Consider the following 22770-nt stretch of genomic DNA (forward strand, 5'->3'; position numbering starts at 1 on the left):
ATGACAGTAGACGAAGCCAACCACGCCAATACTGTCGGAAGTTCCTGGCGCCGGGTTGTCAGCCTGCTTGAACAGGACCACCGCGTTTCCCCACGGCAGCGGGGCTTTGTCATCCTTGCCCAGGCGCAGGGACTCATCGGTTCCACCCTCCTGGTGGCTGTTCCCAACGAACTCACCCGTGAAGTACTGCAGACCCAGGTCAAGGACGCGCTGGACGACGCGCTGCACAACGTCTTCTCCGAGGACATCCGCTGCGCCATTGACGTCGACACGGATCTGGTTCCCATCCACGAAGAGCCTGAGCCCGTCGTCGAGCCCGCGTACGCACCCGACCAGCTCATCGAGCAGAAGCCGCAGCCCATGCTGCCCAGCACCTCGCATGAGTTCGGCCGGCTGAATCCCAAGTACGTCTTTGATACCTTCGTGATCGGTTCCTCCAACCGCTTTGCCCACGCTGCCGCCGTCGCGGTCGCTGAAGCTCCGGCCAAGGCCTACAACCCGCTGTTCATCTACGGTGATTCCGGGTTGGGCAAGACCCACCTCCTCCACGCCATCGGCCACTATGCCCGGCGCTTGTACAGCGGTATCCGCGTCCGCTACGTCAACTCTGAGGAATTCACCAACGACTTCATCAACTCGATCCGCGACGATGAAGGCGCCAGCTTCAAGACCACGTACCGCAACGTCGACGTGCTGCTGATCGATGACATCCAGTTCCTGGCCGGCAAGGACCGGACGCTGGAGGAGTTCTTCCACACGTTCAACTCCCTGCACAACAACAACAAGCAGGTGGTCATCACCTCGGACCAGCCGCCCAAGCTGCTGGCGGGCTTCGAAGACCGCATGAAATCCCGCTTCGAATGGGGCCTGCTGACCGACATCCAGCCGCCGGAACTTGAAACCCGTATCGCCATTCTCCGGAAGAAGGCCCTGAGCGAGGGCCTCTCCGCCCCGGATGACGCTTTGGAGTACATCGCCTCCAAGATCTCAAGCAACATCCGTGAACTCGAGGGCGCCCTGATCCGCGTCACGGCGTTCGCCAGCCTGAACCGGCAGCCGGTGGATGTGGCCCTTGCCGAGATGGTGTTGAAGGACCTCATTACCGATGACGGTGCGCAGGAGATCACCTCCGCGCAGATCCTCCAGCAGACGGCGGACTACTTCAAGCTCAGCATGGAGGAACTCTGCAGCAAGTCCCGCACCCGGACCCTGGTCACTGCACGGCAGATCGCCATGTACCTCTGCCGGGAGCTCACTGACATGTCGCTTCCCAAGATCGGCCAGGAACTTGGCGGCCGCGACCACACCACCGTCATCCATGCAGACCGCAAGATCCGCGAGCTGATGGCCGAGCGCCGTGTGATTTACAACCAGGTGACCGAGCTGACCAACCGGATCAAGCAGCAGCAGCGCGACTCCTGAATCCACACCGCGGCCCGCACTCTATACCTTATTAACAGGGGCATGTGGATAAGCCTGTGGATAGTTAAGGGGACAAGCGCGGTTAATGGGCTTAAAACCCTTAAGCCGCCTGTGGATCGTTAAAAATGCGCTTTTGCGTTGTCCCCATCCACACCCTGTTTAAAACCCAGGTAACGCACACTCCATGAACAGGGCTTAACCGCGGAACCGTGGGGCAGGACCGGGTTATCCACAGTTTCCACAGCAGTTATTAACACTACGAATCCCAAAAAATCGAAGTCCCTCAAACAACAAGATCGATGCGCAGGTCCACCAACGGGTCCTACCGGCCCCTCAAGGGCCGGACTGGACTTCGGGGGGATGGGTTAATCCCGGATCTTCCGGCTAAGCTGTCAGCAGCGCTCCCGTCCTTGGGTTTCTGTGTGGTTTCCGTCTCCGCGGACCATGCACCAGCAGGGGTGCGCCCAACTTCTTCCGGAGTTTCCGCACGAAATTCCCGGGTTTACATGGCAGCAGCAATGAAAGGCGGCACCCCTCCGTGAAGTTCAGAGTCGATCGGGACGTCCTGGCAGAAGCCGTTACCTGGACAGCCCGGTCCTTGTCTCCGCGGCCACCTGTGCCCGTCCTCTCCGGCCTGCTCCTGAAGGCTGAAGCAGGAACCGTCAGCCTCTCCAGCTTTGACTACGAGACCTCGGCACGTCTTGAAATCACCGCGGACATCAGCGATGAAGGCACCATCCTGGTCTCCGGCCGGCTGCTCGCCGATATCTGCCGCAGCCTGCCTTCCGCTCCCGTGGACGTTGAGACCGACGGCAACAAAGTCACCCTTACCTGCCGCCGCAGCAGCTTCCACCTGGCCACCATGCCGGAGGCGGAATACCCTCCGTTGCCTGCCCTTCCCGCCATCAGCGGAACCGTCCCCGGCGATGCCTTCGCCCAGGCCGTTTCCCAGGTCATCATCGCGGCCAGCAAGGACGACACCCTTCCCATCCTCACCGGCGTCCGCATGGAGATCGAGGATGACCTGATCACCCTGCTGGCCACCGACCGCTACCGGCTGGCAATGCGGGAAGTGCCCTGGAAGCCGGTCACGCCGGGCATCTCCACCAGCGCCCTGGTCAAGGCCAAGACCCTCAACGAGGTTGCCAAGACCCTTGGCAACAGCGGAGACATCAACTTGGCACTGTCCAACGACGACAGCCGGCTTATCGGATTCGAAAGCGGCGGCCGCACCACAACATCCCTGCTGGTGGACGGCGACTACCCCAAGATCCGCTCGCTGTTCCCTGAGTCCACGCCTATCCACGCCACGGTCCATACGCAGGAACTGGTGGAAGCCGTCCGCCGTGTATCGCTCGTGGCCGAGCGCAACACCCCTGTCCGGCTCGCCTTCACTGCCGGCCTGCTGAACCTGGATGCCGGCACCGGTGAGGACGCCCAGGCGTCGGAGGAACTCGAAGCCCAATTGTCCGGCGAGGACATCACCGTTGCCTTCAACCCGCACTACCTCATCGAAGGCCTCAGCGTCATAGAGACCAAGTTCGTCCGGTTCTCCTTCACCACGGCACCCAAGCCCGCCATGATCACGGCCCAGGCCGATGCCGACGGCGAGGACCAGGACGACTACCGCTACCTGGTGATGCCCGTCCGCCTGCCCAACTAGCTGGCTGACGGCTGCCAGACCGGCCCAGCCAAGGACGCCGGCTGGCAGCAACGTCAAATTTCCCGTCCCCACCCGCGCAGAAAAGAGTTCCACGTGCACATTGGACTGATCGGTCTCGGCAAAATGGGATTCAACATGCGCGAACGCCTTCGCAAGGGCGGCGTGGAGGTCACCGGGTACGACCGGAATCCCGATGTCACCGACGCCGCCACCGTTGATGACCTGATCGCTGCTGTTCCGGCCCCGAGGATCATCTGGGTCATGGTGCCGGCAGGGCCCATCACCGACGCAGTGGTCACCGAACTCAGCGAGAAGCTGCAGCCGGGAGACCTTGTCATCGATGGCGGCAACTCCAGGTTCACGGAAGACCAGAAACACGGCGAACTGCTCGCCGCCAGGGGGATCCAGTTCGCCGACTGCGGCGTGTCGGGCGGAGTCTGGGGCCTGCAGAACGGCTACGGCCTGATGGCCGGAGGCGACGCCGCCGACATCGAACGGGCGCTTCCGGTTTTTGATGCTCTGCGTCCGGAGGGTGAGAGGGCGGACAGCTTTGTCCACGTGGGCGGCATCGGTGCCGGCCATTACGCCAAGATGGTCCACAACGGGATCGAATACGGACTGATGCAGGCGTATGCCGAGGGCTACGAACTGCTTGCGGCCAAGGACATCGTCACCGACCTGCCCGGCACGTTCCGGGCCTGGCAGAAGGGAACTGTTGTCCGTTCCTGGCTGCTTGACCTCATGGTCAAGGCCCTTGACGAGGACCCGGGCCTGGCCTCGATCGACGATTACGTGGAGGACTCCGGCGAAGGCCGCTGGACGGTGGAAGAGGCCATCGCCAACGCCGTCCCCGCCCCCGCCATCACCGCCGCACTGTTCGCCCGCTTCGCATCAAGGGAGGACACTTCACCCGCCATGAAGATGGTCTCCGCGCTTCGCCACCAGTTCGGCGGCCACGCAACCCGTCCCGCCAAGTAGCACCCACCGGGAACCTGCAGGGTTCCCAGAATTGCCGAAAACCGCGTGTATCTGGAACACCTTTCACTGACCGACTTCCGCAGTTACGCCCAGGTTGACCTTGCCCTGGGCCCCGGCGTTACCGTCCTGGTGGGTTCCAACGGCATCGGCAAGACCAACCTGATGGAAGCGATCGGGTACCTGGCCACACTGAGCTCCCACCGGGTCAGTTCCGATGGGCCACTGCTGAGGTTCGGCACGGAACGGGCACTGGTCCGCGCCCGGCTGGTCCGGGGCACCCAGACCACAGTCCTCGAGCTGGAAATCAATGCCGGCCGCGCCAACAGGGGACGCATCAACCGCAGCAACCCCGTCCGCGCCCGCGACCTGCTGGGCATCTGCCAGACCGTCCTTTTTGCCCCGGAGGACCTGGCCTTGGTCAAGGGCGATCCGTCCAACCGGCGCCGGTTCCTGGACGAGCTGCTTGCCAGCCTCGTGCCGCACCACGCCGCCACCCGCAGTGACTACGACCGGGTTCTCAAGCAGCGCAACGCCCTGCTAAAGTCGGCGCGGGCCGGGCGGTTCACCGCCGCGCATGAGTCAACCCTGGACGTGTGGGACCAGCACATGGCCCGGGCCGGAGCGGAATTGCTGCACGCGCGGCTGGAGCTGGTGGAACGGCTTCGCCCGCACCTCGCCCGCGCCTATGCGGAACTCACCGACGCATCAAAGCCCGCTGACGCCACCTACCGTTCAACCCTCCAGAACCAGATGGACGACGACGGCGTCCCGGCCTCCGGCGCCCAGCGCACCACGGACGGAGGTTCCCCAGACGAACAGGATGACCTGCGGCTTCTCTCCGTCGAACAACTCACGGAACGGTATGTCCGGGCATTCGCCGAATCCCGGAAGAAGGAACTGGAACGGGGGATCTCCCTGGTTGGCCCGCACCGCGACGAGCTGGAACTGATGCTCGGCCAGGCGCCCGCCAAGGGCTACGCCTCGCACGGGGAAACGTGGTCCATGTGCCTGTCCCTCCGGCTCGCTTCCTACTACGTCATGCTGGACGATGCCCGGACTGGCGGTTCCGCTCCCGTCCTCATCCTTGACGATGTCTTTGCCGAACTGGACGTCCAGCGTCGGCGTAAACTGGCGGCAATAGTCTCCGGCGCGGAACAGGTCCTGGTGACCGCCGCCGTCGACGCCGATATTCCGGAAGAGCTGTCCGGGCGGCGGGTGAAAGTCATCCCGGGAGGTATCGATGAGCAGTGAACAGGGCGGCGGGCTGCAGCCAGGCCGCGAACCTGACAACATCGACGCCCCGCAGGCTGCGCTGAACCGCATGCGCGAAGCGGCGGCCGCAAGAGGCGAAGTCCGCCGGAAAGTGGCGAAGCCGGGTGCCGCAAAGGCCAAAGGCAGCATCCGGGACACCAGGGGTTTCAGCCAGTTCCACGCCACCGGCCGCGATCCGCTGGGCCTGGGAAAGGTCGTTGGCCGGCTTGTCGCGGAGCGCGGCTGGACCTCGCCTGTGGCCGTTGGATCCGTCATGGCCGAGTGGGCAACCCTGGTCGGGCCGGAAATTTCCGCCCACTGCACACCCGAAAGCTTCACGGATACCACTCTCCACGTGCGGTGTGATTCCACTGCCTGGGCAACCCAGCTTCGGCTTCTGAGCAGCAGCCTGCTCGAGAAATTCCGCCGCGAACTGGGCGACGGCGTGGTTACCAGCATCCAGGTGCTTGGCCCCTCGGCACCTAGTTGGCGCAAAGGCGGGCGCAGCGTCAACGGCCGCGGGCCGCGGGATACGTATGGATAGTCCGGACGGCAGCTCTTGAAACTGCGTCCAAGGCCGTGTAGGGCGCTGTAGGGACCGCAGCGTGTATAGGCACCCGGAGGGCGTACCGCTGGGCCGCCCTAGGCGGGGCGTAGAGCCTCGCATGGGCATATTCGCTGCGGGCGAAGGCCCTGGAATGCGGGGATATGAGCCTGTTCGCGGTAGAATTGACGCAGATAACTGGGCGCGGATGAGACGTTGACTTCAGTCCGTTCTCCGCGCACTTCCCGTGTGCGGAGCATGGATCACCAACCGTCAGCAAGTCACCGGCGCCATAAGTTTGTGCCTGTTGGCCGGTGGCTTTTCCCATGGGAAGAGAAACCGGCCGGCCATCATCGAGAACAGAGGAGTCGCAGCGCCTGTGGCTAACGACAATACAGATATTCTGGCAGCAGATACAGCAGTCGAGGATGGCCGCACCCCTGATACTCCACCTGCGGCAGCCACTCCACGGGAATACGGCGCCAGTGACATCACTGTCCTTGAAGGCCTCGAGGCTGTCCGCAAGCGTCCCGGCATGTACATCGGCTCCACCGGTCCCCGCGGCCTCCACCACCTGGTCTACGAAGTGGTGGACAACTCCGTGGATGAGGCGCTGGCCGGCTACTGCAGCCATATCGAGGTAGTCCTGCAGGCAGATGGCGGCGTCAAAGTGGTTGACGACGGCCGTGGAATCCCCGTCGACATGCACCCGACTGAGCACAAGCCCACTGTCGAGGTGGTCATGACCATCCTGCACGCGGGCGGAAAGTTCGGCGGCGGCGGTTACGCCGTGTCCGGCGGCCTTCACGGCGTGGGCATTTCCGTGGTCAACGCCCTGTCCAGCCGGGTGGATACCGAAGTGCGGCGCCAGGGCCACGTTTGGCGGATGTCTTTCGCCGACGGCGGCAAGCCCCAGGGCAGCCTGGTCAAGGGCGAAGAAACGGATGCCACCGGTACCAGCCAGACGTTCTACCCGGATCCCACAATCTTCGAAAGCACCGAATTCGATTTTGAAACGCTCCGGGCCCGTTTCCAGCAGATGGCCTTCCTCAACAAGGGCCTGCGCATCACGCTGACCGATGAGCGCGAGTCCGCGTCAAGTGACGCCGACGGCGACTTGGACCTCGACGACCTCAGCACTGAAGGTGAGGTCAGCGCGGAACACCGCACCGTGGTGTACCAGTACGACGAAGGCCTGCTGGACTACGTCAAGCACCTGAACTCGGGCAAGAAAGTGGAAGTGGTCCACGAGGACGTCATCGCCTTCGAAACCGAGGACACGGAACGCAAGATCGCCCTGGAAATGGCCATGCAGTGGACCAGTGCCTACTCCGAGAGCGTGCACACCTACGCCAACACCATCAACACCCACGAGGGCGGCACCCACGAAGAAGGTTTCCGGGCTGCCCTGACGTCCCTGATCAACCGGTACGCCCGGGAAAAGGGCATCATCAAGGAGAAGGATGACAACCTCACGGGTGATGACATCCGCGAGGGCCTGACTGCCGTCATCTCCGTCAAGCTGGCCGAGCCCCAGTTCGAGGGCCAGACCAAGACCAAATTGGGCAACTCCGAGGTCAAGGGGTTCGTCCAGCGCGTCGTCACCGACGGGCTGGGCGACTGGCTTGAGCGCAATCCCGGCCCCGCCCGCGATGTGATCCGCAAAGCGATTTCCGCCGCACAGGCTCGAATGGCGGCCAGGAAGGCGCGCGACAATGCCCGGCGCAAGAGCCCGCTTGAATCCTTCGGCATGCCCGGCAAGTTGTCCGACTGTTCCTCCAAAGACCCGGAAAAGTGCGAGGTCTACATCGTGGAGGGTGACTCCGCCGGCGGTTCCGCCAAGCGCGGCCGCAACCCTGAAACGCAGGCCATTTTGCCGCTGCGCGGCAAGATCCTGAACGTGGAGCGCGCCCGCCTGGACAAAGCCCTTGGGAACGCCGAAGTCCAGTCCATGATCACCGCCTTCGGTACCGGCATCGGCGAAGACTTCGACCTCGCCAAGCTGCGGTACCACAAGATCGTCCTCATGGCAGACGCGGACGTGGACGGCCAGCACATCACCACCCTGCTGATGACCCTGCTGTTCCGCTACATGCGGCCGCTGATCGAGAACGGCTACGTATACCTGGCCCAGCCCCCGCTCTACCGGATCAAGTGGTCCAACGCGCCGCACGACTACGTCTACAGCGACCGCGAACGCGACGCCAAGCTGGTGGCAGGGCAGGCAGCAGGACGCCGCATCCCCAAGGACAACGGCATCCAGCGCTACAAGGGCCTGGGCGAGATGGACTACACCGAACTGTGGGATACCACCATGGACCCGGATCACCGCACCCTGCTGCAGGTCACCATGGACGACGCCCTTGCCGCCGACCAGATCTTCTCCGTCCTGATGGGCGAAGACGTGGAATCGCGCCGTAACTTCATCCAGCAGAACGCCAAGGACGTCAGGTTCCTGGACATCTAAGGACCAGCTCCAAAGTATTCAGAACCAGACATATACCTGAAACGGAAAATAAAGAATGAGCGACGAAACACCCGAGAATCCCGCCCCCGAGGCCGGAACTCCGGACACCGTTCTTGAAGGCGACGTTCTGATCGACCGCGTGGAGCAGGTGGACCTGCAGACGGAAATGCAGCGTTCCTACCTGGACTACGCCATGGCCGTCATCGTGGGCCGTGCCCTCCCCGACGTCCGGGACGGCCTCAAGCCCGTACACCGCCGCGTGCTCTACGCGATGTTCGACGGCGGCTACCGCCCGGACCGTTCCTTCAACAAGTGTGCCCGCGTGGTGGGCGAGGTCATGGGCCAGTACCACCCGCATGGTGACACCGCGATCTACGACGCCCTGGTGCGCCTGATCCAGGACTGGACCATGCGGTACCCGCTCGCGCTGGGTCAGGGCAACTTCGGCTCGCCGGGCAACGACGGTGCCGCGGCGCCCCGGTACACCGAGACCAAGATGGCCCCGCTGGCCATGGAGATGGTCCGGGACATCGACGAGGAAACGGTCGATTTCCAGGACAACTACGACGGCAAGAACCAGGAACCCACCATCCTGCCGGCCAGGTTCCCCAACCTGCTGGTCAACGGTTCGTCCGGCATTGCCGTGGGCATGGCCACCAACATCCCGCCACACAACCTGCGGGAAGTGGCCGACGGCGTGCAGTGGTACCTGGCCAACCCTGAGGCCAGCCGTGAGGAGCTCCTTGAGGAGCTGCTGGTTCGGGTCAAGGGCCCCGATTTCCCCACCGGTGCGACCATCCTGGGGCACAAGGGCATCGAGGACGCCTACCGGACCGGTCGCGGTTCCGTCACCATGCGCGCCGTGGTTGCCGTGGAGGAGCTGCAGGGACGCACCTGCCTGGTGGTCACGGAACTTCCATACCAGGCCAATCCGGACAACCTGGCCATCAAGATCGCCGAACTGGTCAAGGACGGCAAGATCCAGGGCATCGCGGACCTTCGGGACGAGACGTCCGGCCGCACCGGCCAGCGGCTGGTCATCGTGTTGAAGCGTGACGCCGTGCCCAAGGTGGTGCTGAACAACCTCTACAAGCACACCGAGCTGCAGAGCAATTTCTCTGCCAACATGCTGGCCATCGTGGACGGCGTGCCGCGCACCCTGAGCCTCGACGCGTTCATCCGCCACTGGGTGACGCACCAGATGGACGTCATCGCGCGCCGTACCAGGTACCGGCTGCGCAAGGCGGAGGAAGAGGCCCACATCCTGCGGGCCCTCCTGAAGGCACTGGACATGCTGGACGAGGTCATCGCCCTTATCCGCGCCTCCAGCACCACCGAGGCCGCACGTGACGGGCTGATGGAACTGCTCGACATCGACGAGATTCAGGCGCGTGCCATCCTCGACATGCAGCTGCGCCGCCTGGCTGCCCTGGAACGCCAGCGGATCCAGGAAAAGCATGCTGAACTTGAGGCCATGATCACCGAGTACAAGGAAATCCTTGGCTCCGAAGAGCGCCAGCGCGGGATCATCAGCACCGAGCTGGGCGAAATCGTGGACAAGCATGGCGATGACCGGCGCACCAGGATCCTCATGGGCTTCGACGGCGACATGTCCATGGAAGACCTGATCCCCGAAGAGGAGATGGTGGTCACCATCACCCGCGGCGGCTACGTCAAGCGGACCCGCAGCGACAACTACCGGTCGCAGCAGCGCGGCGGCAAGGGCATTAAGGGTGCCCAGCTGCGCGGCGACGACGTGGTGGAACACTTCTTCGTCACCACCACCCACCACTGGCTGTTGTTCTTCACCAACCTGGGCCGCGTTTACCGTGCCAAGGCGTACGAGCTGATGGAAGCGGGCAGGGACGCCAAGGGCCAGCACGTTGCCAACCTGATGGCGTTCCAGCCCGATGAACATATCGCCCAGGTCCTGGACCTGAAGGACTACCAGCAGTCGCCGTACCTGGTCCTGGCCACCAAGAGGGGACTGGTAAAGAAGACCAGGCTGGAGGACTACGACACCAACCGTTCGGCCGGCGTCATCGCGATCAACCTGCGTGATGGCGATGAATTGGTCTCCGCGCAGCTCGTCTCGGAAACCGACGATCTTTTCCTGGTGTCCCGCAAGGGCCAGTCGATCCGGTTCACGGCAACCGACGATGCGCTGCGTCCCATGGGACGTGCGACGTCCGGCGTCACCGGCATGAAGTTCCGCGAGGACGACGAACTGCTGGCCGCCGACGTGGTCACCGACGGTTCGTTCGTGTTCATCGTCACCGAGGGCGGCTATGCCAAGCGCACGGCGGTGGAGGAATACCGCCTGCAGGGGCGCGGTGGCCTGGGGATCAAGGTAGGCAAGTACCAGGAGGAACGCGGCCACCTGGTGGGCGCACTCATCGTCCAGGAGGAGGATGAAGTACTGGTGGTCATGGAGGGCGGCAAGGTTGTCCGGTCTTCCGTTGCCGGTGTTCCCGCAAAGGGACGCGACACCATGGGCGTCATCTTCGCAAAACCGGACAAGAATGACCGGATCATCGAGGTGGCACGCAACAGCGAACGCGGCCTCGAGGAGGAAGAATCCGGCGGTGATGACGTAACGTTGGCTGAAGATGGCGGTACCGCTGGGGAATCCGCCGCGCCAGCAATGGCAGAAGAATCACCGGCCGTAGAGTCAGAGGACGCCTCGGGCGACGCTGAGCCGAACGAAGACAACACGGAGGTAACGAGTGAGTAATTCCGACTCATTTCCCAAGCCGAACAGTGCTGTTCCCGACGGGAACCGGCCTTCAGCGGCACCCCGCGTGAACGCCCCCGTACGTCCGCAGCAGCGCCCGGCGGCCCCCGCCGGTGCGCCGGGCCAGCGGCCCGCCGTCCCCGGTCAGCGCCCGCAGCAGGGTGACCGCCCTGTGCAGCCCGGCCAGCGCCCCCTCCAGGGCCAGCAGGGGCAGCGCCCGGCACCGGCAGGACAGCGCCCTGCGCAGGGATCCTCCGGCCAGGGGACGCCCGGCCTGGTCAAGCCGGCTCCCAAGGCCAAGGTCCGCCGCGCGCGCCTTCTGGTCAGCAAGGTGGATCCTTGGTCCGTCCTGAAAATGGCGTTCCTGCTCTCCGTGGCACTGGGCATCGTCACCGTGGTGGCCGCCATCGTCCTCTGGACTGTCCTGGACTTGACCGGAATCTTCGACCAGGTGGACAGCCTCCTCGGCACGCTCGCCGGCTCTGAAAGCGGCGGTTTTGAACTGAAGAAGGTTGCCTCGCTGGGACAGGTGGCCTCGTTCGCCACCATCATTGCCGTGGTCAACGTTGTCCTGCTGACGGCACTGTCGATGCTTTCCGCCGTCCTCTACAACATCTCCGCCACCCTGGTGGGCGGTATTGGTGTCACCCTCACGGACGATTAGGAGGCCACTTCCGGCGGCTGCGGCCCGACGGAAAAGCCCGATTTGAGATCGGGCCGGGGTGTGCTGTAAAGTCATGTCTCGGCCCGATGAGGGATCGGGGCGTATAGCTCAGGCGGTTAGAGCGCTTCGCTGATAACGAAGAGGTCCCAGGTTCAAGTCCTGGTACGCCCACGGAACCTGTGCAGGTTTCAAACGGAGGTTTGGTCCGGTTCGTCCGGTACCTGGCCGGAACGGGGAGCATGTGAAGAAGTTGCTTGTACTGGCAGCGGCAATCGCAGGCGTCCTTGTCTACCGGAAAGCACAGGAGTCCGAAGCCCGGAAAACAGTCTGGAGCAAGTCAACCGATACGGTTGATTAGCCCGGACACCCGCTCCGGGAGCGGTCAGACGCTCCCCGGTTCTAGGGTATGATGGACGGGTTGCTTCTTATGGGGGCATGGCGCAATTGGTAGCGCACCTGCTTTGCAAGCAGGGGGTTCGGGGTTCGAGTCCCCGTGCCTCCACCATAGGAAAGTCCCGGTCAGCGTATAACGCAGACCGGGACTTTTGCTTTTTATCGTCGCCGGGAAACCAGTATCAGGGGGCTGCAGTGAACTTGCTCTTGGCGGCCCTGGGAGTGCTGGGTGTCGCTTCCTCGGGTCCCTTGATCGCGGCCACCCTTGGTGCCACCAGCGTCAGCGCCCTGGCCATCGCCTTCTGGCGCAATGCCATCGGTGCAGCCGTCATGGCCACGCCCACCCTGGTCCGGCAGCCCCGCCAGTTCGGCCGCATCACCGGCCGCGAGTTCCGCTGGTCAGCACTGGCCGCCGTCGCCCTTGCCCTGCACTTTGCCTGCTTCATCACATCCCTGCAGCTCACCTCCGTGGCTGCGGCCACGGCCTTGGTGTGCCTGCAGTCGGCCTGGATTGCGGTCTTCCAGCTTGTCCGCGGTACCCGGCACCGCTGGCAGGTACTGGTTGGCCTGGGCATCGCGTTCGGCGGCGTCGTGGCCATCACCGGCTTCGATCTGGGATCGTCCCCGCAAGCCCTCGTGGGTGACCTGCTGGCCATGGCCGGCGGTGCCTTGGCCGGCCTTTACACACTGGCCGGAGGCAAGGCACGGCAGAGCATGACCACTGGAACCTACACCACGCTCTGTTACGGCATGTGCGCGGCTTTGGTGGCCGTGCTGGCCCTGATCGCAGGCCAGCCCCTCGCCGGCTTCGAACCTGCCGGGTGGCTCGGCATCGCCGCCATTACCGTCTGCGCGCAATTGGTGGGGCATACCGCCTTCAACCACCTGCTGGCCACCATGAGCCCGCTCATCGTCTCCATGATCATCCTGCTGGAAATCCCCGGCGCGGCCCTGCTGGCGGCCGTGTTCCTGCACGAGACCCTGCCTGCAGGCACTTACGCCGGGCTCGGGCTGATCCTGGTGGGACTCGCCGTCGTGGTCCTGGGTCAAAGGAACGGCAGGGCCGGCAGGCGCGGGGCGGCGACCCAGGAGGAGCCGCCGTCGGAACGCCTGGCCGAGCTGGGAACTGACTGAGCGCTACTGGCCGCCGCGGCGCATCGGCTGTGCCGTGTTCACCGTGTGGATGGCCCTAAGGAGCTTGGCCGGGAAATACACCGAGAAGAAGACCACCATGGGAGCCTTCAGCGCCATCTTCTTGACGTTGTGGGCCTTGTAAGTTCGGTCAAACCTGGTGACGTAGTAGCGGTAGTCGCGGGGTGAGTCCTCCAGCCGGCGTGCCGACATCCCCGACACCATCTGCGGCCAGTAGCGCACCGGTAGCTCATGGTCGGCCAGGTGCAGGGACAAATCGATGTCCTCGTGCATCTCGTCCTTTTCGTCCCGGCAGGTCTCGTCGCGGATGGTCTCCCAGGCGCTGGCACGCAGGGCCATGTTGGAGCCGAAGAGGAAATGGTACTGGTGCTTGGCCAGCTTCAACATAAGCTGGCGCATTTTGTCGTCCGCCTTAAGCCCGAAGCGGCGCATCGGCATGTCGTAATAAACCACGGGGCCGGTGGCGGCCTGGACAGACGGATCAGCGAACGCCTTCTGAACCTGTTCAACCCAGTCCGGTTCCACGATGGAGTCCGCGTCAATACGTCCCAGGATGTCCCCGGTGGCGCAGTTGAGCCCGAAGTTCCGGGTGGGGATAAGCCCCTGCTCCCGGTCCTGGGTCAGGAGGATGATGGGGCTTTCCGGATATTCCAGCTGCATTTGACGGACGATGTCAGCGGTCCGGTCCTTCGAGAGGTTGTCCACCACGATGATCTCGTGGGCAGGAACGGACTGATAGATGGCAGCGATGAGGCATTGGCGGATCACGCTCTCCTCGTTGTACGCCGGGATAACGATGGACACGCGGAGCTGTATGGCTGCGTCGTTCACGGCATCCCCAGAGGATCGGTTGGCTGGCATTACCTCAAATCTAGCATCCGGCCTCTTCCTGCCGGGGACCGAGGGGCCGGTCCCGGAACCGGACCGTAGGCACAAAAAAGGAGCTCCGCGTGAAACGGAGCTCCTTTTAGGTGCAGGCTTTTGTGCCGCGGGGAAAGCTAGGCCTGGCTGCTGCCCTTGTCATCCTTGGCGGCGCTCTGGGCACCTTCGGCAGCGTCGTCGGCCACATGCTTGGCCTTCTCGGCGGCGTCGGCAGACTTTTCCTTGACGGCCTCTGCTGCATCAGCGGTCTTGTCCGCCACGGCTTCCGCGGCCGTACCGGTTGCAGCCGCAGCATTGCCAGCGGCGTCTGCAGCAGTTTCCTTGACGTCGCTGACGGTGGTGGAGGGAACGGGGGCGGGAGTGGGCGTGACCGGCGAAGGAGTCTTCCACGGGTCTTCCACCGGCTTGGATGCCTTCCAGGCTGCAACGCCGGCTGCCACGGCTGCGGCCACCACGCCGAAGATCAGCCAGCCGCGCTTCTTCGGCTTTTCCGGCTGGGCCAACTGGACGTCCACCGCGCGGCCGGCGCCGGCCGCAGCGGCCTTGAGTTGGGCTCCAGTCGCCTGGGCCTGCTCCTGGATGGCGTTGATGAGTCCCACGTCCCCCAGCTTCTGAGCCACGGCGTCAACCCGCGCCGGAGTGCTTTCCAGGGTGCGGTGCACCGCTCCGGACGCCACGCCGATCTGGTCCGAGAGCTTGGGGAGGTACTCCACCACAACCCGGTCACGCGCATTCAGGACCACCGGGGTGGCCTTGTCCAATGCTTCGTGCAGCCTAGGGGATGCGCCTTCGACAACGTCGTTGATCCTGGGAGCCAACTGGGCCAGTCCGTCCTGGATCCGGGGAGTTACGGTGGCAACACCGTCTGCCAGGTTATGGGCGGCAGACTTCAGGCCCTCCTGGATCTTGGGAGATGCAGTATCAAGGCTCTGCTGCAGGCGGGGAACAGCCCAGTCCACGGCAGCCTCCACCCGGGGAGCCGCCCAATCTTTGGCGTTTACCACCGCGCTGGTGACCGACTGCTCAAGGTCACGGGCAATACGATCCGATTTCTTCACAACTACCTCCCGATTAATGTGACGGTTCTGTCGCTAGCCTACGTGCCCAGATCTTCACGGGCTATTCACTCTGCGGATTTTAGGGGGATTTCACCCAGCGCGGAACTGACTGCGCAGCCGTGGCCGGCCCGAACCGGCATGGAAGAATGGGGCCTATGACTGCCATCGCAACTGCAAAAGCAACCATCCACACCAGCCTCGGCGACATCGTGGTTAACCTCTTCGGCAACCACGCGCCCAAGACGGTCAAGAACTTCGTGGGCCTTGCCACCGGCGAGCAGGCCTGGACCCACCCTGAGACCGGCGAGGACAAGACCGGCACCCCGCTGTACAACGGAACCATCTTCCACCGCATCATCAAGGACTTCATGATCCAGGCGGGCGACCCCCTGGGCCGTGGAACCGGCGGGCCCGGCTACCGCTTCGACGACGAAATCCACCCGGAACTGAACTTCAACCAGCCCTACAAGCTCGCAATGGCCAACGCCGGCATCCAGATGGGCAAGGGCACCAACGGTTCACAGTTCTTCATCACCACCATTCCCACGGACTGGCTCCAGGGCAAGCACACCATCTTTGGTGAGGTGGCTGACGAAGAATCCAGGAAGGTCGTCGACGCCATCGAGGGCGTGCGCACCGGCATGGGCGACCGCCCGGTGGAAGACGTGACCATCAACAGCATCGACATCGAACAGCTGTAACGCTCCACCATGAGTTACGGAATTCCGTCGGCTGAGCCGTCCGCCCAGGTTCCGGTCTGCCCCCGGCACCCGGACCGGCCGTCCTACGTGCGCTGCCAGCGCTGCGGGCGCCCGGCATGCCCCGACTGCCAGCGGGCGGCCGCCGTCGGATTCCAATGCGTTGACTGCGTCAACGAAACACAACGGGCGACGCCGGAGGTACGGACCGTCTATGGCGGTGCCGTTGCCACTGGCAAGCCGTTGGTGACGTTCGGCATCATCGCAGCGTGCGTTGTTGTCTACGCGCTGCAGATGCTCATTCCCGGCGACTGGGTGTACAAGCAGTTCGCCTACAACAACATCTTTGCCGCCCCGCAGTACGGGGCCTTCGAACCCTGGCGGATGATCACGTCAGCTTTCCTCCACTCGCCGGACTCGCTGCTGCACATCCTCCTGAACATGTACACGCTTTGGATCTTCGGGCAGGCCCTGGAACCGATCCTGGGCCGCGTTAGGTTCCTGGCGCTGTACCTTATCTCCGCGCTCGGCGGCTCTGTGGGCTACCTGCTGTTGAACCCCCTGCTGGTGCCCGGGCAGGGACTGGTGGGGCTGGTGGGCGCCTCCGGCGCCATCTTCGGCCTTTTCGGTGCCATGCTCCTGGTCCAGCGGCAGCGCGGCGGAGATACCCGCCAGTTGTGGGTCCTGATCGCCATCAACGGCGTCATCGGTTTCCTGATCCCCCACATCGCCTGGCAAGCCCACCTGGGGGGCCTGATCACCGGCGCTCTGTGTGCCGCCGTCCTTGCCTACGCTCCGCGCGGGCGGCGGCGGGGCCTCATCCAGGCATTGGGCCTCGCAGCCGTGTTTGCGCTGCTTATCGCCGTGAGTTGGGTGCGCGTGTCTCTCTAGCCCCCTCGAGCGTGCAGTACTCAGCGACTCCGGACCGGAAGGTGCGGAGTCGCTTTCTTTTCCACAGCCCTTATCCACAGTGTTAATAACTTACAAAGGTGTAGTTCATGCACCAACCCCGGCGTTGACGGCTTGTACTGGCAAGCCTGCCTCGTGGGTCGGCCATTTCTCCACACCTGTGGATAACCTGTGGGGATATCGCTGTGTGTAAGTGGATAAGCGGGGGATTCTGGACGCTGCTGTGGAAAAACGGGCCATATCCAGCCCCAAAGCCCCCGCGGCTGATCCCGGCGCAGAGTTATCGACAGCGATATACACAGTGTTAATAAGTCACAGAGTTGTAGTTCCCGAGCCGGATCAACCCGTGGGAGTAGGGCCAAAAGCCCTTCGCGGTGGGGATTTCCACTCTGTTTCCCACAGCTGTGGATAACTTGTGGGTATTGCGATGTTGGTAAGTGGATAACAGGCAGCCGGGCAGGGTTCCCATCCTGCCTATGATGGTTGCCTGCCAGCCGTTACCGCGAGAAGGACACCCGTGAGCGTCACCGAGCATCTGTACCTGGACAAACAGCATCCAGCCCTGTGGAAGGCCATCAGCGGATTGGGCCTCAAGGTGCAGGAAACGGCGGAAGAGGCCGGAATAGGGCGGGGCCTGCTGGAACTGCTCAACGTCCGCATTTCACAAATCAACGGTTGCGCCTACTGCCTGGACCTGCACGTGCGGAGGGCAGGAGAGGCGGGAGAGACCTCCCAGCGGCTGGCGGTCCTGCCGGCATGGCGTGAGACTGCATTGTTTACGGACAAGGAGCGGGCGGCACTGGGGCTCGTGGAAAGCATTACGCAGCTCCCGGACGACCGTGCCAGGGAGCACGCAGAGGCAGTCGCGCGGCAATGCCTTACAGCTGAAGAATTTTCCGCCGTGAGTTGGGTTGCCGTGACAATGAATGCATTTAATCGGGTCTCCATCACCAGCCATCATCCCGTCAGGCGGGAGCGTCCTTAGCCACCGGCGTTACTGTGCATGAAGCCGATCCCAGCCCGGCCAACGCTTTATCCACAGGTATTCCACACTGTTAATAACAGCAGGTTGAGGGGCGGGATGACGCAGGACCCCTGCTGCCCACCGCCGCGCCTGGTTTCCCCGGCCATGCAAACACCGCTTTTCCACAGTGTGGATAACTTTCCCAACAGCTGGGGATAACTGGATAGCCGGAGCAGGACGCGCAACGAACAGAAAGGCAGTTGCAGGACGCGGGGTGGGAAAGGGGCTACTCAGGCCAGATGCCCGAGGAACCCCGGCGGTGGCTGCCCAGGAGATGGGTGTCTACAATCCCCACGGCCTCCATCAGCGCATACATGGTGGTAGGTCCCACGAAAGAGAAGCCACGCTTTCGGAGCGCTTTGGATAAGGCAAGGGACTCTGCCGACTGGGTGGGGATGTCGGTGATTGCCTGCGGCCTGGGCGTGCTGGCAGGGCGGAAGCTCCATACGAAGTCCACCAATCCGCCGTCGTTCCTTAGCTCGAGGGTGGCCTGGGCATTCCTGACGGCGGCGAGGATCTTAAGCCTGTTCCTGATGATCCCCGGATCCTGCATCAGCCGCTCCACGTCAGCGACGCTGAACAAGGCGACTTGCTCGGGATCGAACCCGGCGAAGGCGGCACGGAATGCAGGGCGCTTTCGCAGGATGGTTGCCCAGGAAAGCCCTGCCTGGAAGCCCTCGAGGCAGATCCGTTCGTACAGGCCCTGCTCGTCCGTGACGGGCAGTCCCCATTCCTGGTCGTAGTAATTCCGCATGAGCGGATCGGTTGCAGCCCAGGCGGGCCGGGCGAGGCCATCCTCGCCAACGATCACCCCGGCGGACCCGGCAGCCAGTGCAGTCCTCCCTGATTCAGGCTGCGTGCCGCTAGGAACGCCAGCGGGTGGTCATCAAAAACCCGACGATGGCAATGCCGAAACCCGCCACGATGTTCCAGGACTGCCAGGCCTGGACCGGAAACCGGCCCTCACTGATGTAGAAGGTGATGATCCACAGGAGGCCGATAATCATCAGGCCGAACATGACAGGCTTGAACCAGACGGGATTGGGCTTGTAAGCCTGTGGGGAAGCCGGCTGGGCGGTGCTGGCGGTCTTCTTGCGAGGCTTTGACTCGGGCACTGGCTCTCCTTGACGGGCTGGGCAAGCTCGGCGGCCCGGGCTTGGTATCCTGCAAGAAGGAAATTGCCAGCGGTCTGCGCGATCTTGGTCAAATCTGGATTCTTACTAGCAGCCAATTCTAGCCGCAGTTGCTGGGCCGCCCGTGCGGGCGTGGCCGGGGCACTGCCAGGGTAAACGCCCGGAGGGGAACGCGTGGTTTTGCAGGAGAAGGCGGGGCCCGCCACTGCGACCGCCCCCCGTCGTGCCCTGCTGCGCGGCACTATCCAGGTGCTTGGCGAGCTGCTGATCACCGCAGGCGTCATCCTCCTCCTCTTTGTGGCATGGCAGCTGTGGTGGACCAACGTGGAGTCTGACGCCAAACAAAGCCAGGTCATCAAGGAATTCGCCAAGGACCTGGGCACCGCCACACCTGCCCCGGCAACCAGCGCGCTTGCTGCCCAACCCGCTGCCCCCGAAGACTTCGGCAAGCCTGTGGTGGGAACTGCTCCCGCCCACGCCGGCACCATCGGCATCGTATACATCCCGCGGTTCGGCCCTACCTACACGCGCCCCATCGTCGAGGGAACCAGCCAGGACGTCCTGGACACCCTTGGCCTGGGGCACTACAGCAACACGGCGATGCCCGGGGCGGTGGGCAACTTTGCCGTCGCCGGCCATCGCCAGACCCATGGGGCCGTGCTGGACAACATCCACACGCTGGTGCCGGGCGACAAGATCTACGTCCAGACCAAGGACGGCTACTACGTCTATGTCTTCCGGAACAACCAGATCGTGATGCCCTCCCGCACGGATGTGCTGGAACCGGTACCCACCCAGCCCGGCGCCGCACCCACCGAAAGCTACCTCACCATGACCAGCTGCAACCCCCGCTTCGGCGCGGAAGAACGCATCATTGCCTACGCCCTGCTGGACAGTTGGCGCCCCGCCTCGGCCGGGCCGCCGGCAGAAATCGCGGCGCAGGTTGCGGCAGCCACCGGAAGGAGCTGACCGTGTACGCCTGGATTTTCCGTCACCTCCCGGGACCGCTCTGGGTCAGGATCATCATGTCGCTGGCATTGGTCTTCATTGCCCTGGTCCTGATGGTCCAGTTCCTTTTCCCCTGGATGTCCCATTTCACCCAATTCACCGACTCAACGATTGGTTCTGCAGACCAGCCATGACTACAACCAAGATCCTTGTAGTGGATAACTACGACAGCTTTGTCTACACCCTGGTGGGCTACCTCCAGGAACTCGGCGCCGAGACCACGGTGGTCCGCAACGACGACGTCACGTTGGCGGAGGCGATCGAACTTGCCGGCACCCGTGACGGCGTTCTCATTTCGCCCGGTCCGGGGAACCCGGCGGAGGCTGGAGTCAGCATTGAACTGATCAAGTGGTGCGGTGAAAACAGCGTCCCCATGTTTGGCGTGTGCCTGGGCCACCAGGCGCTGGCAGAGGCCTTCGGCGGCAAGGTAACGCACGCTCCCGAGCTCATGCACGGCAAAACGTCCCAGGTAGAACACATTGGCACCAGCGTTTTCGCCGGGCTCCCCTCCCCCATCACGGCCACCCGCTACCACTCGCTGGCCGCCGTCAAGGAATCGATTCCAGACGTCCTGGAAGTCACGGCGCAAACCGCATCAGGCGTGGTCATGGGGCTCCAGCACCGGACGGCACCGCTGTGCGGGGTGCAGTTCCACCCGGAGTCGGTGCTCACCGAGGGCGGGTACCAGATGCTCGGCAACTGGCTGGAATCACTGGGCATGAAGGGTGCGGCTGCCCGGGCCGCGAAGCTCAGCCCGCTGATCCAGCACTAGCCGGAACTGTCCCCGGCCAGCGAAACGTCAGCCTTTTTTGGTCGGCTTCGGGCTGGGTGTGGCCGTAGGCGTGGGGGTTTCCGTTGGTGGTGGCGGTGGTGGGGGTGCCTTCGCCACCACGATGGTAATGGTCTTTCCCTGGTCCACGGCAGTGTTGGCTGGATCGCTTTGGTCCGTGACCTTGCCCGGCTCTACCTGCGAGTTCTCCATTTCGATCACCGAGGGCACCAGGCCCAGCTGCTTCAGGGCGGCTTCGGCTTCGTCCCGGGTAAGGGCGCGAAGTTCCGGGACAACCACCTTGCCGGTGGAAACGATGAGTTCCACGCTGGTGCCGACGGCAACGCTCTGCCCTGGCGCCGGGTTGGAGGTGATGACGATTCCGGCAGGAACGGTGGCGCTGTTGGCGGTTGTGGTGGACGGGGCGCCGACAAGGCCCGCCTGGCGCAGGATGTCCCGTGCAGCGGCCTCTGTCTTGCCCGGGAGGCTGTCCGGGATCTTCACCGAGCTCGGCCCGTCGGAGATGTTGAGGATGATCTCGGCGCCCGGGTCGAGTGCACCGCCGGCGGCAGGATCGGTCCCGACGGCTGTCCCCTTAGGCACCGTGTCGTTCGCCGCGCGCGCGATCCTGGGCCGAAGCCCGGAGTTGTACAGCTCCTGCAGCGCGGCAGTTTCCGACAAGGATGCCACCGATGGGATCTGCACTTTGGCGGGAGCGGGCGCCGGACGGTTGACGGTTTGGTACAGCCAGAGGCCGCCCCCGGCGAGGACCAGCAGGGTGAAAATCACCAGGGTGGCAATCCACGCACGACGGCGGGACTTCTGCCGTGCGGTCCGCTCACGTTCCGGAGGGAGGCCTAACGGCAAGGCGCCAGCTGGACTGTACCCGCCGCCGTCGTACCCATTAGTCCGGTGCTCATCCGCAAGTTCCAGCGGAACCGCCGGCCCGCCGTCGTCATGGAATAGGTTGGTGGCGGCCAGCCGCCCCGTGGGCGCGTTATCAAGGAAACCCGCCGCCCCTCCGGCAGCGAATGCCTCCGTGGGAGGCGCTGCTTCGGGAACGTGGTCGTTGGGGTCGGTGGGCGCCTCGGACGCCGGCACGGCCGGGACTGCGACCCCGGCCCTGGCAGCCCGCAGGGCGCGCCGGAAAGCGGCGGCGTCCTGGAACCTGTCAGCCCGGTTCTTCTGCAGGGCCTTGGCCAGGACCGTGTCCAGCGCCGGTGACACCTGCGGGTTGAGGCTGCTGGCAGGCTCGGCGATTTCACGGACGTGCTGGTAGGCAACGGACACGGGGCTATCGCCGACGAACGGCGGCCGCGAGGTAAGCATTTCGTAGAGCAGGCAGGCGGCCGAGTAGAGGTCGCTGCGCGCATCCACGGTTTCACCGCGGGCCTGCTCCGGCGACAGGTACTGGGCCGTTCCCACCACCGCCTGGGTCTGGGTCATCGTGGCCGAGGAGTCGGCGATGGCCCGGGCAATGCCGAAGTCCATCACCTTCACGGAGTTTGTGCCGGGGCAGTACATCACGTTGGCAGGCTTGATGTCCCGGTGCACGATCCCGGCCTTGTGGCTGTATTCGAGGGCCCCAAGGACGCCCAGGGTGTAGTCGATGGCCTGGTCGATGGTGACGTCGTTGGCGCGGATCAAATCACGCAGCGTCTTGCCCTCAACGTATTCCATGACGATGTAGGGCACCCGCACGTCCTCGGCCGAGCCGTCATGCACGGTGTGCTCGCCGGTATCGAAGATGGCAACGATGGACGGGTGGTTCAGGGCGGCCACTGCCTGGGCCTCGCGCTTGAACCGGGCCTGGAACTGCGGGTCCCTGGCCATGTCCGGCCTGAGCAGCTTAACGGCAACAGTCCTGCCCAGCCGCGTGTCCATCCCCTTGTAGACATCCGCCATGCCGCCGCGGCCAATGAGGTTCCCCAGCTCGTAGCGGCCGCTCAGGACACGCCGGTTATCCACCGGGAGGCTGTCCTCCCGGTGCAACGGTGCGCGTGGTGACTCATTCACTGGCG

General features: G+C 64.0%; 21 protein-coding genes and 2 tRNA genes. 18 read left to right on the forward strand and 5 right to left on the reverse strand.

The features are described from left to right. The 12 genes from dnaA to LFT44_RS00060 all read left to right on the forward strand — a co-directional run bounded on the left by dnaA (position 1) and on the right by LFT44_RS00060 (position 13250). Positions 1-1422, forward strand: a complete 1422-nt coding sequence (dnaA, locus tag LFT44_RS00005) for a chromosomal replication initiator protein DnaA (RefSeq protein WP_018769876.1) — start codon at positions 1-3, stop codon at positions 1420-1422. Between the two features lie 538 nt (positions 1423-1960). Further along, positions 1961-3085 (forward strand): DNA polymerase III subunit beta, encoded by a 1125-nt coding sequence (dnaN, locus tag LFT44_RS00010; RefSeq protein WP_236800388.1) that lies wholly within the window; start codon positions 1961-1963, stop codon positions 3083-3085. Positions 3086-3178: 93 nt separating this feature from the next. Further along, complete coding sequence (gene gnd / locus LFT44_RS00015) at positions 3179-4063, forward strand: phosphogluconate dehydrogenase (NAD(+)-dependent, decarboxylating) (protein WP_236800389.1); 885 nt, start codon at positions 3179-3181, stop codon at positions 4061-4063. Between the two features lie 45 nt (positions 4064-4108). Further along, on the forward strand, positions 4109-5314 hold the full coding sequence (gene recF / locus LFT44_RS00020; RefSeq protein ID WP_236800390.1) for a DNA replication/repair protein RecF: 1206 nt from the start codon (positions 4109-4111) through the stop codon (positions 5312-5314). Next, the gene (locus tag LFT44_RS00025) at positions 5304-5858 is read left to right on the forward strand and encodes a DUF721 domain-containing protein (RefSeq protein WP_236800391.1); all 555 of its coding nucleotides are present in this window, start codon (positions 5304-5306) and stop codon (positions 5856-5858) included. Before recF ends, LFT44_RS00025 begins: the two co-directional genes overlap by 11 nt. Positions 5859-6237: 379 nt before the next feature. Further along, positions 6238-8325 carry a DNA topoisomerase (ATP-hydrolyzing) subunit B gene (gene gyrB / locus LFT44_RS00030; RefSeq protein ID WP_272910817.1) on the forward strand — a complete coding sequence of 696 codons (2088 nt, stop codon included), beginning with the start codon at positions 6238-6240 and terminating at the stop codon, positions 8323-8325. A gap of 55 nt (positions 8326-8380) precedes the next feature. Next, the gene (gyrA, locus tag LFT44_RS00035) at positions 8381-11059 is read left to right on the forward strand and encodes a DNA gyrase subunit A (RefSeq protein WP_236800392.1); all 2679 of its coding nucleotides are present in this window, start codon (positions 8381-8383) and stop codon (positions 11057-11059) included. Then, the gene (locus LFT44_RS00040) at positions 11052-11723 is read left to right on the forward strand and encodes a DUF3566 domain-containing protein (protein ID WP_236800393.1); all 672 of its coding nucleotides are present in this window, start codon (positions 11052-11054) and stop codon (positions 11721-11723) included. Before gyrA ends, LFT44_RS00040 begins: the two co-directional genes overlap by 8 nt. Before the next feature lie 97 nt (positions 11724-11820). Beyond that, positions 11821-11894: transfer RNA gene (locus LFT44_RS00045), tRNA-Ile, on the forward strand. Between the two features lie 70 nt (positions 11895-11964). Next, positions 11965-12081, forward strand: coding sequence for a DLW-39 family protein (locus tag LFT44_RS00050; protein WP_229748488.1), 117 nt, complete (start codon positions 11965-11967; stop codon positions 12079-12081). 71 nt (positions 12082-12152) lie between these two features. Further along, positions 12153-12228 (forward strand) — tRNA-Ala (locus tag LFT44_RS00055). Positions 12229-12311: 83 nt separating this feature from the next. Beyond that, entirely contained in the window at positions 12312-13250 is a 939-nt protein-coding gene (locus LFT44_RS00060) for a DMT family transporter (protein WP_236800394.1), read from the forward strand. 3 nt (positions 13251-13253) lie between these two features. Here the strand turns inward: LFT44_RS00060 and LFT44_RS00065 are convergent, their stop codons facing one another. Next, entirely contained in the window at positions 13254-14129 is an 876-nt protein-coding gene (locus tag LFT44_RS00065; RefSeq protein WP_236800395.1) for a glycosyltransferase, read from the reverse strand. A 137-nt stretch (positions 14130-14266) separates the two neighbouring features. Then, positions 14267-15208 carry a hypothetical protein gene (locus LFT44_RS00070; RefSeq protein ID WP_236800396.1) on the reverse strand — a complete coding sequence of 314 codons (942 nt, stop codon included), beginning with the start codon at positions 15206-15208 and terminating at the stop codon, positions 14267-14269. A 155-nt stretch (positions 15209-15363) separates the two neighbouring features. On the opposite strand from LFT44_RS00070, the gene LFT44_RS00075 reads away from it, so the two are divergent. The 3 genes from LFT44_RS00075 (at position 15364) to LFT44_RS00085 (ending at position 17800) form a co-directional block, all read left to right on the forward strand. After that, positions 15364-15909, forward strand: a complete 546-nt coding sequence (locus LFT44_RS00075) for a peptidylprolyl isomerase (protein WP_236800397.1) — start codon at positions 15364-15366, stop codon at positions 15907-15909. 9 nt (positions 15910-15918) lie between these two features. After that, on the forward strand, positions 15919-16797 hold the full coding sequence (locus LFT44_RS00080) for a rhomboid family intramembrane serine protease (RefSeq protein ID WP_236800398.1): 879 nt from the start codon (positions 15919-15921) through the stop codon (positions 16795-16797). Positions 16798-17332: 535 nt separating this feature from the next. Further along, positions 17333-17800: a carboxymuconolactone decarboxylase family protein gene (locus LFT44_RS00085; protein WP_236800399.1), complete on the forward strand. Its 468-nt coding sequence runs from the start codon at positions 17333-17335 to the stop codon at positions 17798-17800. A gap of 265 nt (positions 17801-18065) precedes the next feature. Here LFT44_RS00085 and LFT44_RS00090 read toward each other — a convergent pair whose 3' ends face one another. After that, positions 18066-18650: a DNA-3-methyladenine glycosylase I gene (locus LFT44_RS00090; protein WP_442863658.1), complete on the reverse strand. Its 585-nt coding sequence runs from the start codon at positions 18648-18650 to the stop codon at positions 18066-18068. A gap of 52 nt (positions 18651-18702) precedes the next feature. Next, positions 18703-18954 (reverse strand): cell division protein CrgA, encoded by a 252-nt coding sequence (locus LFT44_RS00095; RefSeq protein WP_236800400.1) that lies wholly within the window; start codon positions 18952-18954, stop codon positions 18703-18705. A 192-nt stretch (positions 18955-19146) separates the two neighbouring features. On the opposite strand from LFT44_RS00095, the gene LFT44_RS00100 reads away from it, so the two are divergent. From LFT44_RS00100 to LFT44_RS00110, 3 genes are read left to right on the forward strand one after another with little or no spacing between them, the layout of a single operon-like run. Then, entirely contained in the window at positions 19147-19941 is a 795-nt protein-coding gene (locus LFT44_RS00100) for a class E sortase (RefSeq protein ID WP_236800401.1), read from the forward strand. Between the two features lie 2 nt (positions 19942-19943). After that, positions 19944-20114, forward strand: a complete 171-nt coding sequence (locus LFT44_RS00105; protein WP_236800402.1) for a hypothetical protein — start codon at positions 19944-19946, stop codon at positions 20112-20114. Then, complete coding sequence (locus tag LFT44_RS00110; RefSeq protein WP_236800403.1) at positions 20111-20752, forward strand: aminodeoxychorismate/anthranilate synthase component II; 642 nt, start codon at positions 20111-20113, stop codon at positions 20750-20752. The genes LFT44_RS00105 and LFT44_RS00110 overlap by 4 nt, the downstream gene beginning before the upstream one ends. A gap of 27 nt (positions 20753-20779) precedes the next feature. On the opposite strand, the gene pknB is transcribed toward LFT44_RS00110, so the two are convergent. Continuing rightward, complete coding sequence (gene pknB / locus LFT44_RS00115; protein WP_272910818.1) at positions 20780-22765, reverse strand: Stk1 family PASTA domain-containing Ser/Thr kinase; 1986 nt, start codon at positions 22763-22765, stop codon at positions 20780-20782. Between the last annotated feature and the right edge of the window lie 5 nt (positions 22766-22770).

It is taken from the genome of Arthrobacter sp. FW306-05-C (assembly GCF_021801725.1).
Classification (GTDB): Bacteria; Actinomycetota; Actinomycetes; order Actinomycetales; family Micrococcaceae; genus Arthrobacter.

Excerpts from the sequence above, each read along its gene's own strand:
- LFT44_RS00065 (WP_236800395.1), bottom strand. The coding sequence starts at position 14,129 with ATGCCAGCCAACCGATCCTCTGGGGATGCCGTGAACGACGCAGCCATA.
- gyrA (WP_236800392.1), top strand. The coding sequence starts at position 8,381 with ATGAGCGACGAAACACCCGAGAATCCCGCCCCCGAGGCCGGAACTCCG.
- LFT44_RS00025 (WP_236800391.1), top strand. The coding sequence starts at position 5,304 with ATGAGCAGTGAACAGGGCGGCGGGCTGCAGCCAGGCCGCGAACCTGAC.
- LFT44_RS00110 (WP_236800403.1), top strand. The coding sequence starts at position 20,111 with ATGACTACAACCAAGATCCTTGTAGTGGATAACTACGACAGCTTTGTC.
- LFT44_RS00080 (WP_236800398.1), top strand. The coding sequence starts at position 15,919 with ATGAGTTACGGAATTCCGTCGGCTGAGCCGTCCGCCCAGGTTCCGGTC.
- dnaA (WP_018769876.1), top strand. The coding sequence starts at position 1 with ATGACAGTAGACGAAGCCAACCACGCCAATACTGTCGGAAGTTCCTGG.
- LFT44_RS00075 (WP_236800397.1), top strand. The coding sequence starts at position 15,364 with ATGACTGCCATCGCAACTGCAAAAGCAACCATCCACACCAGCCTCGGC.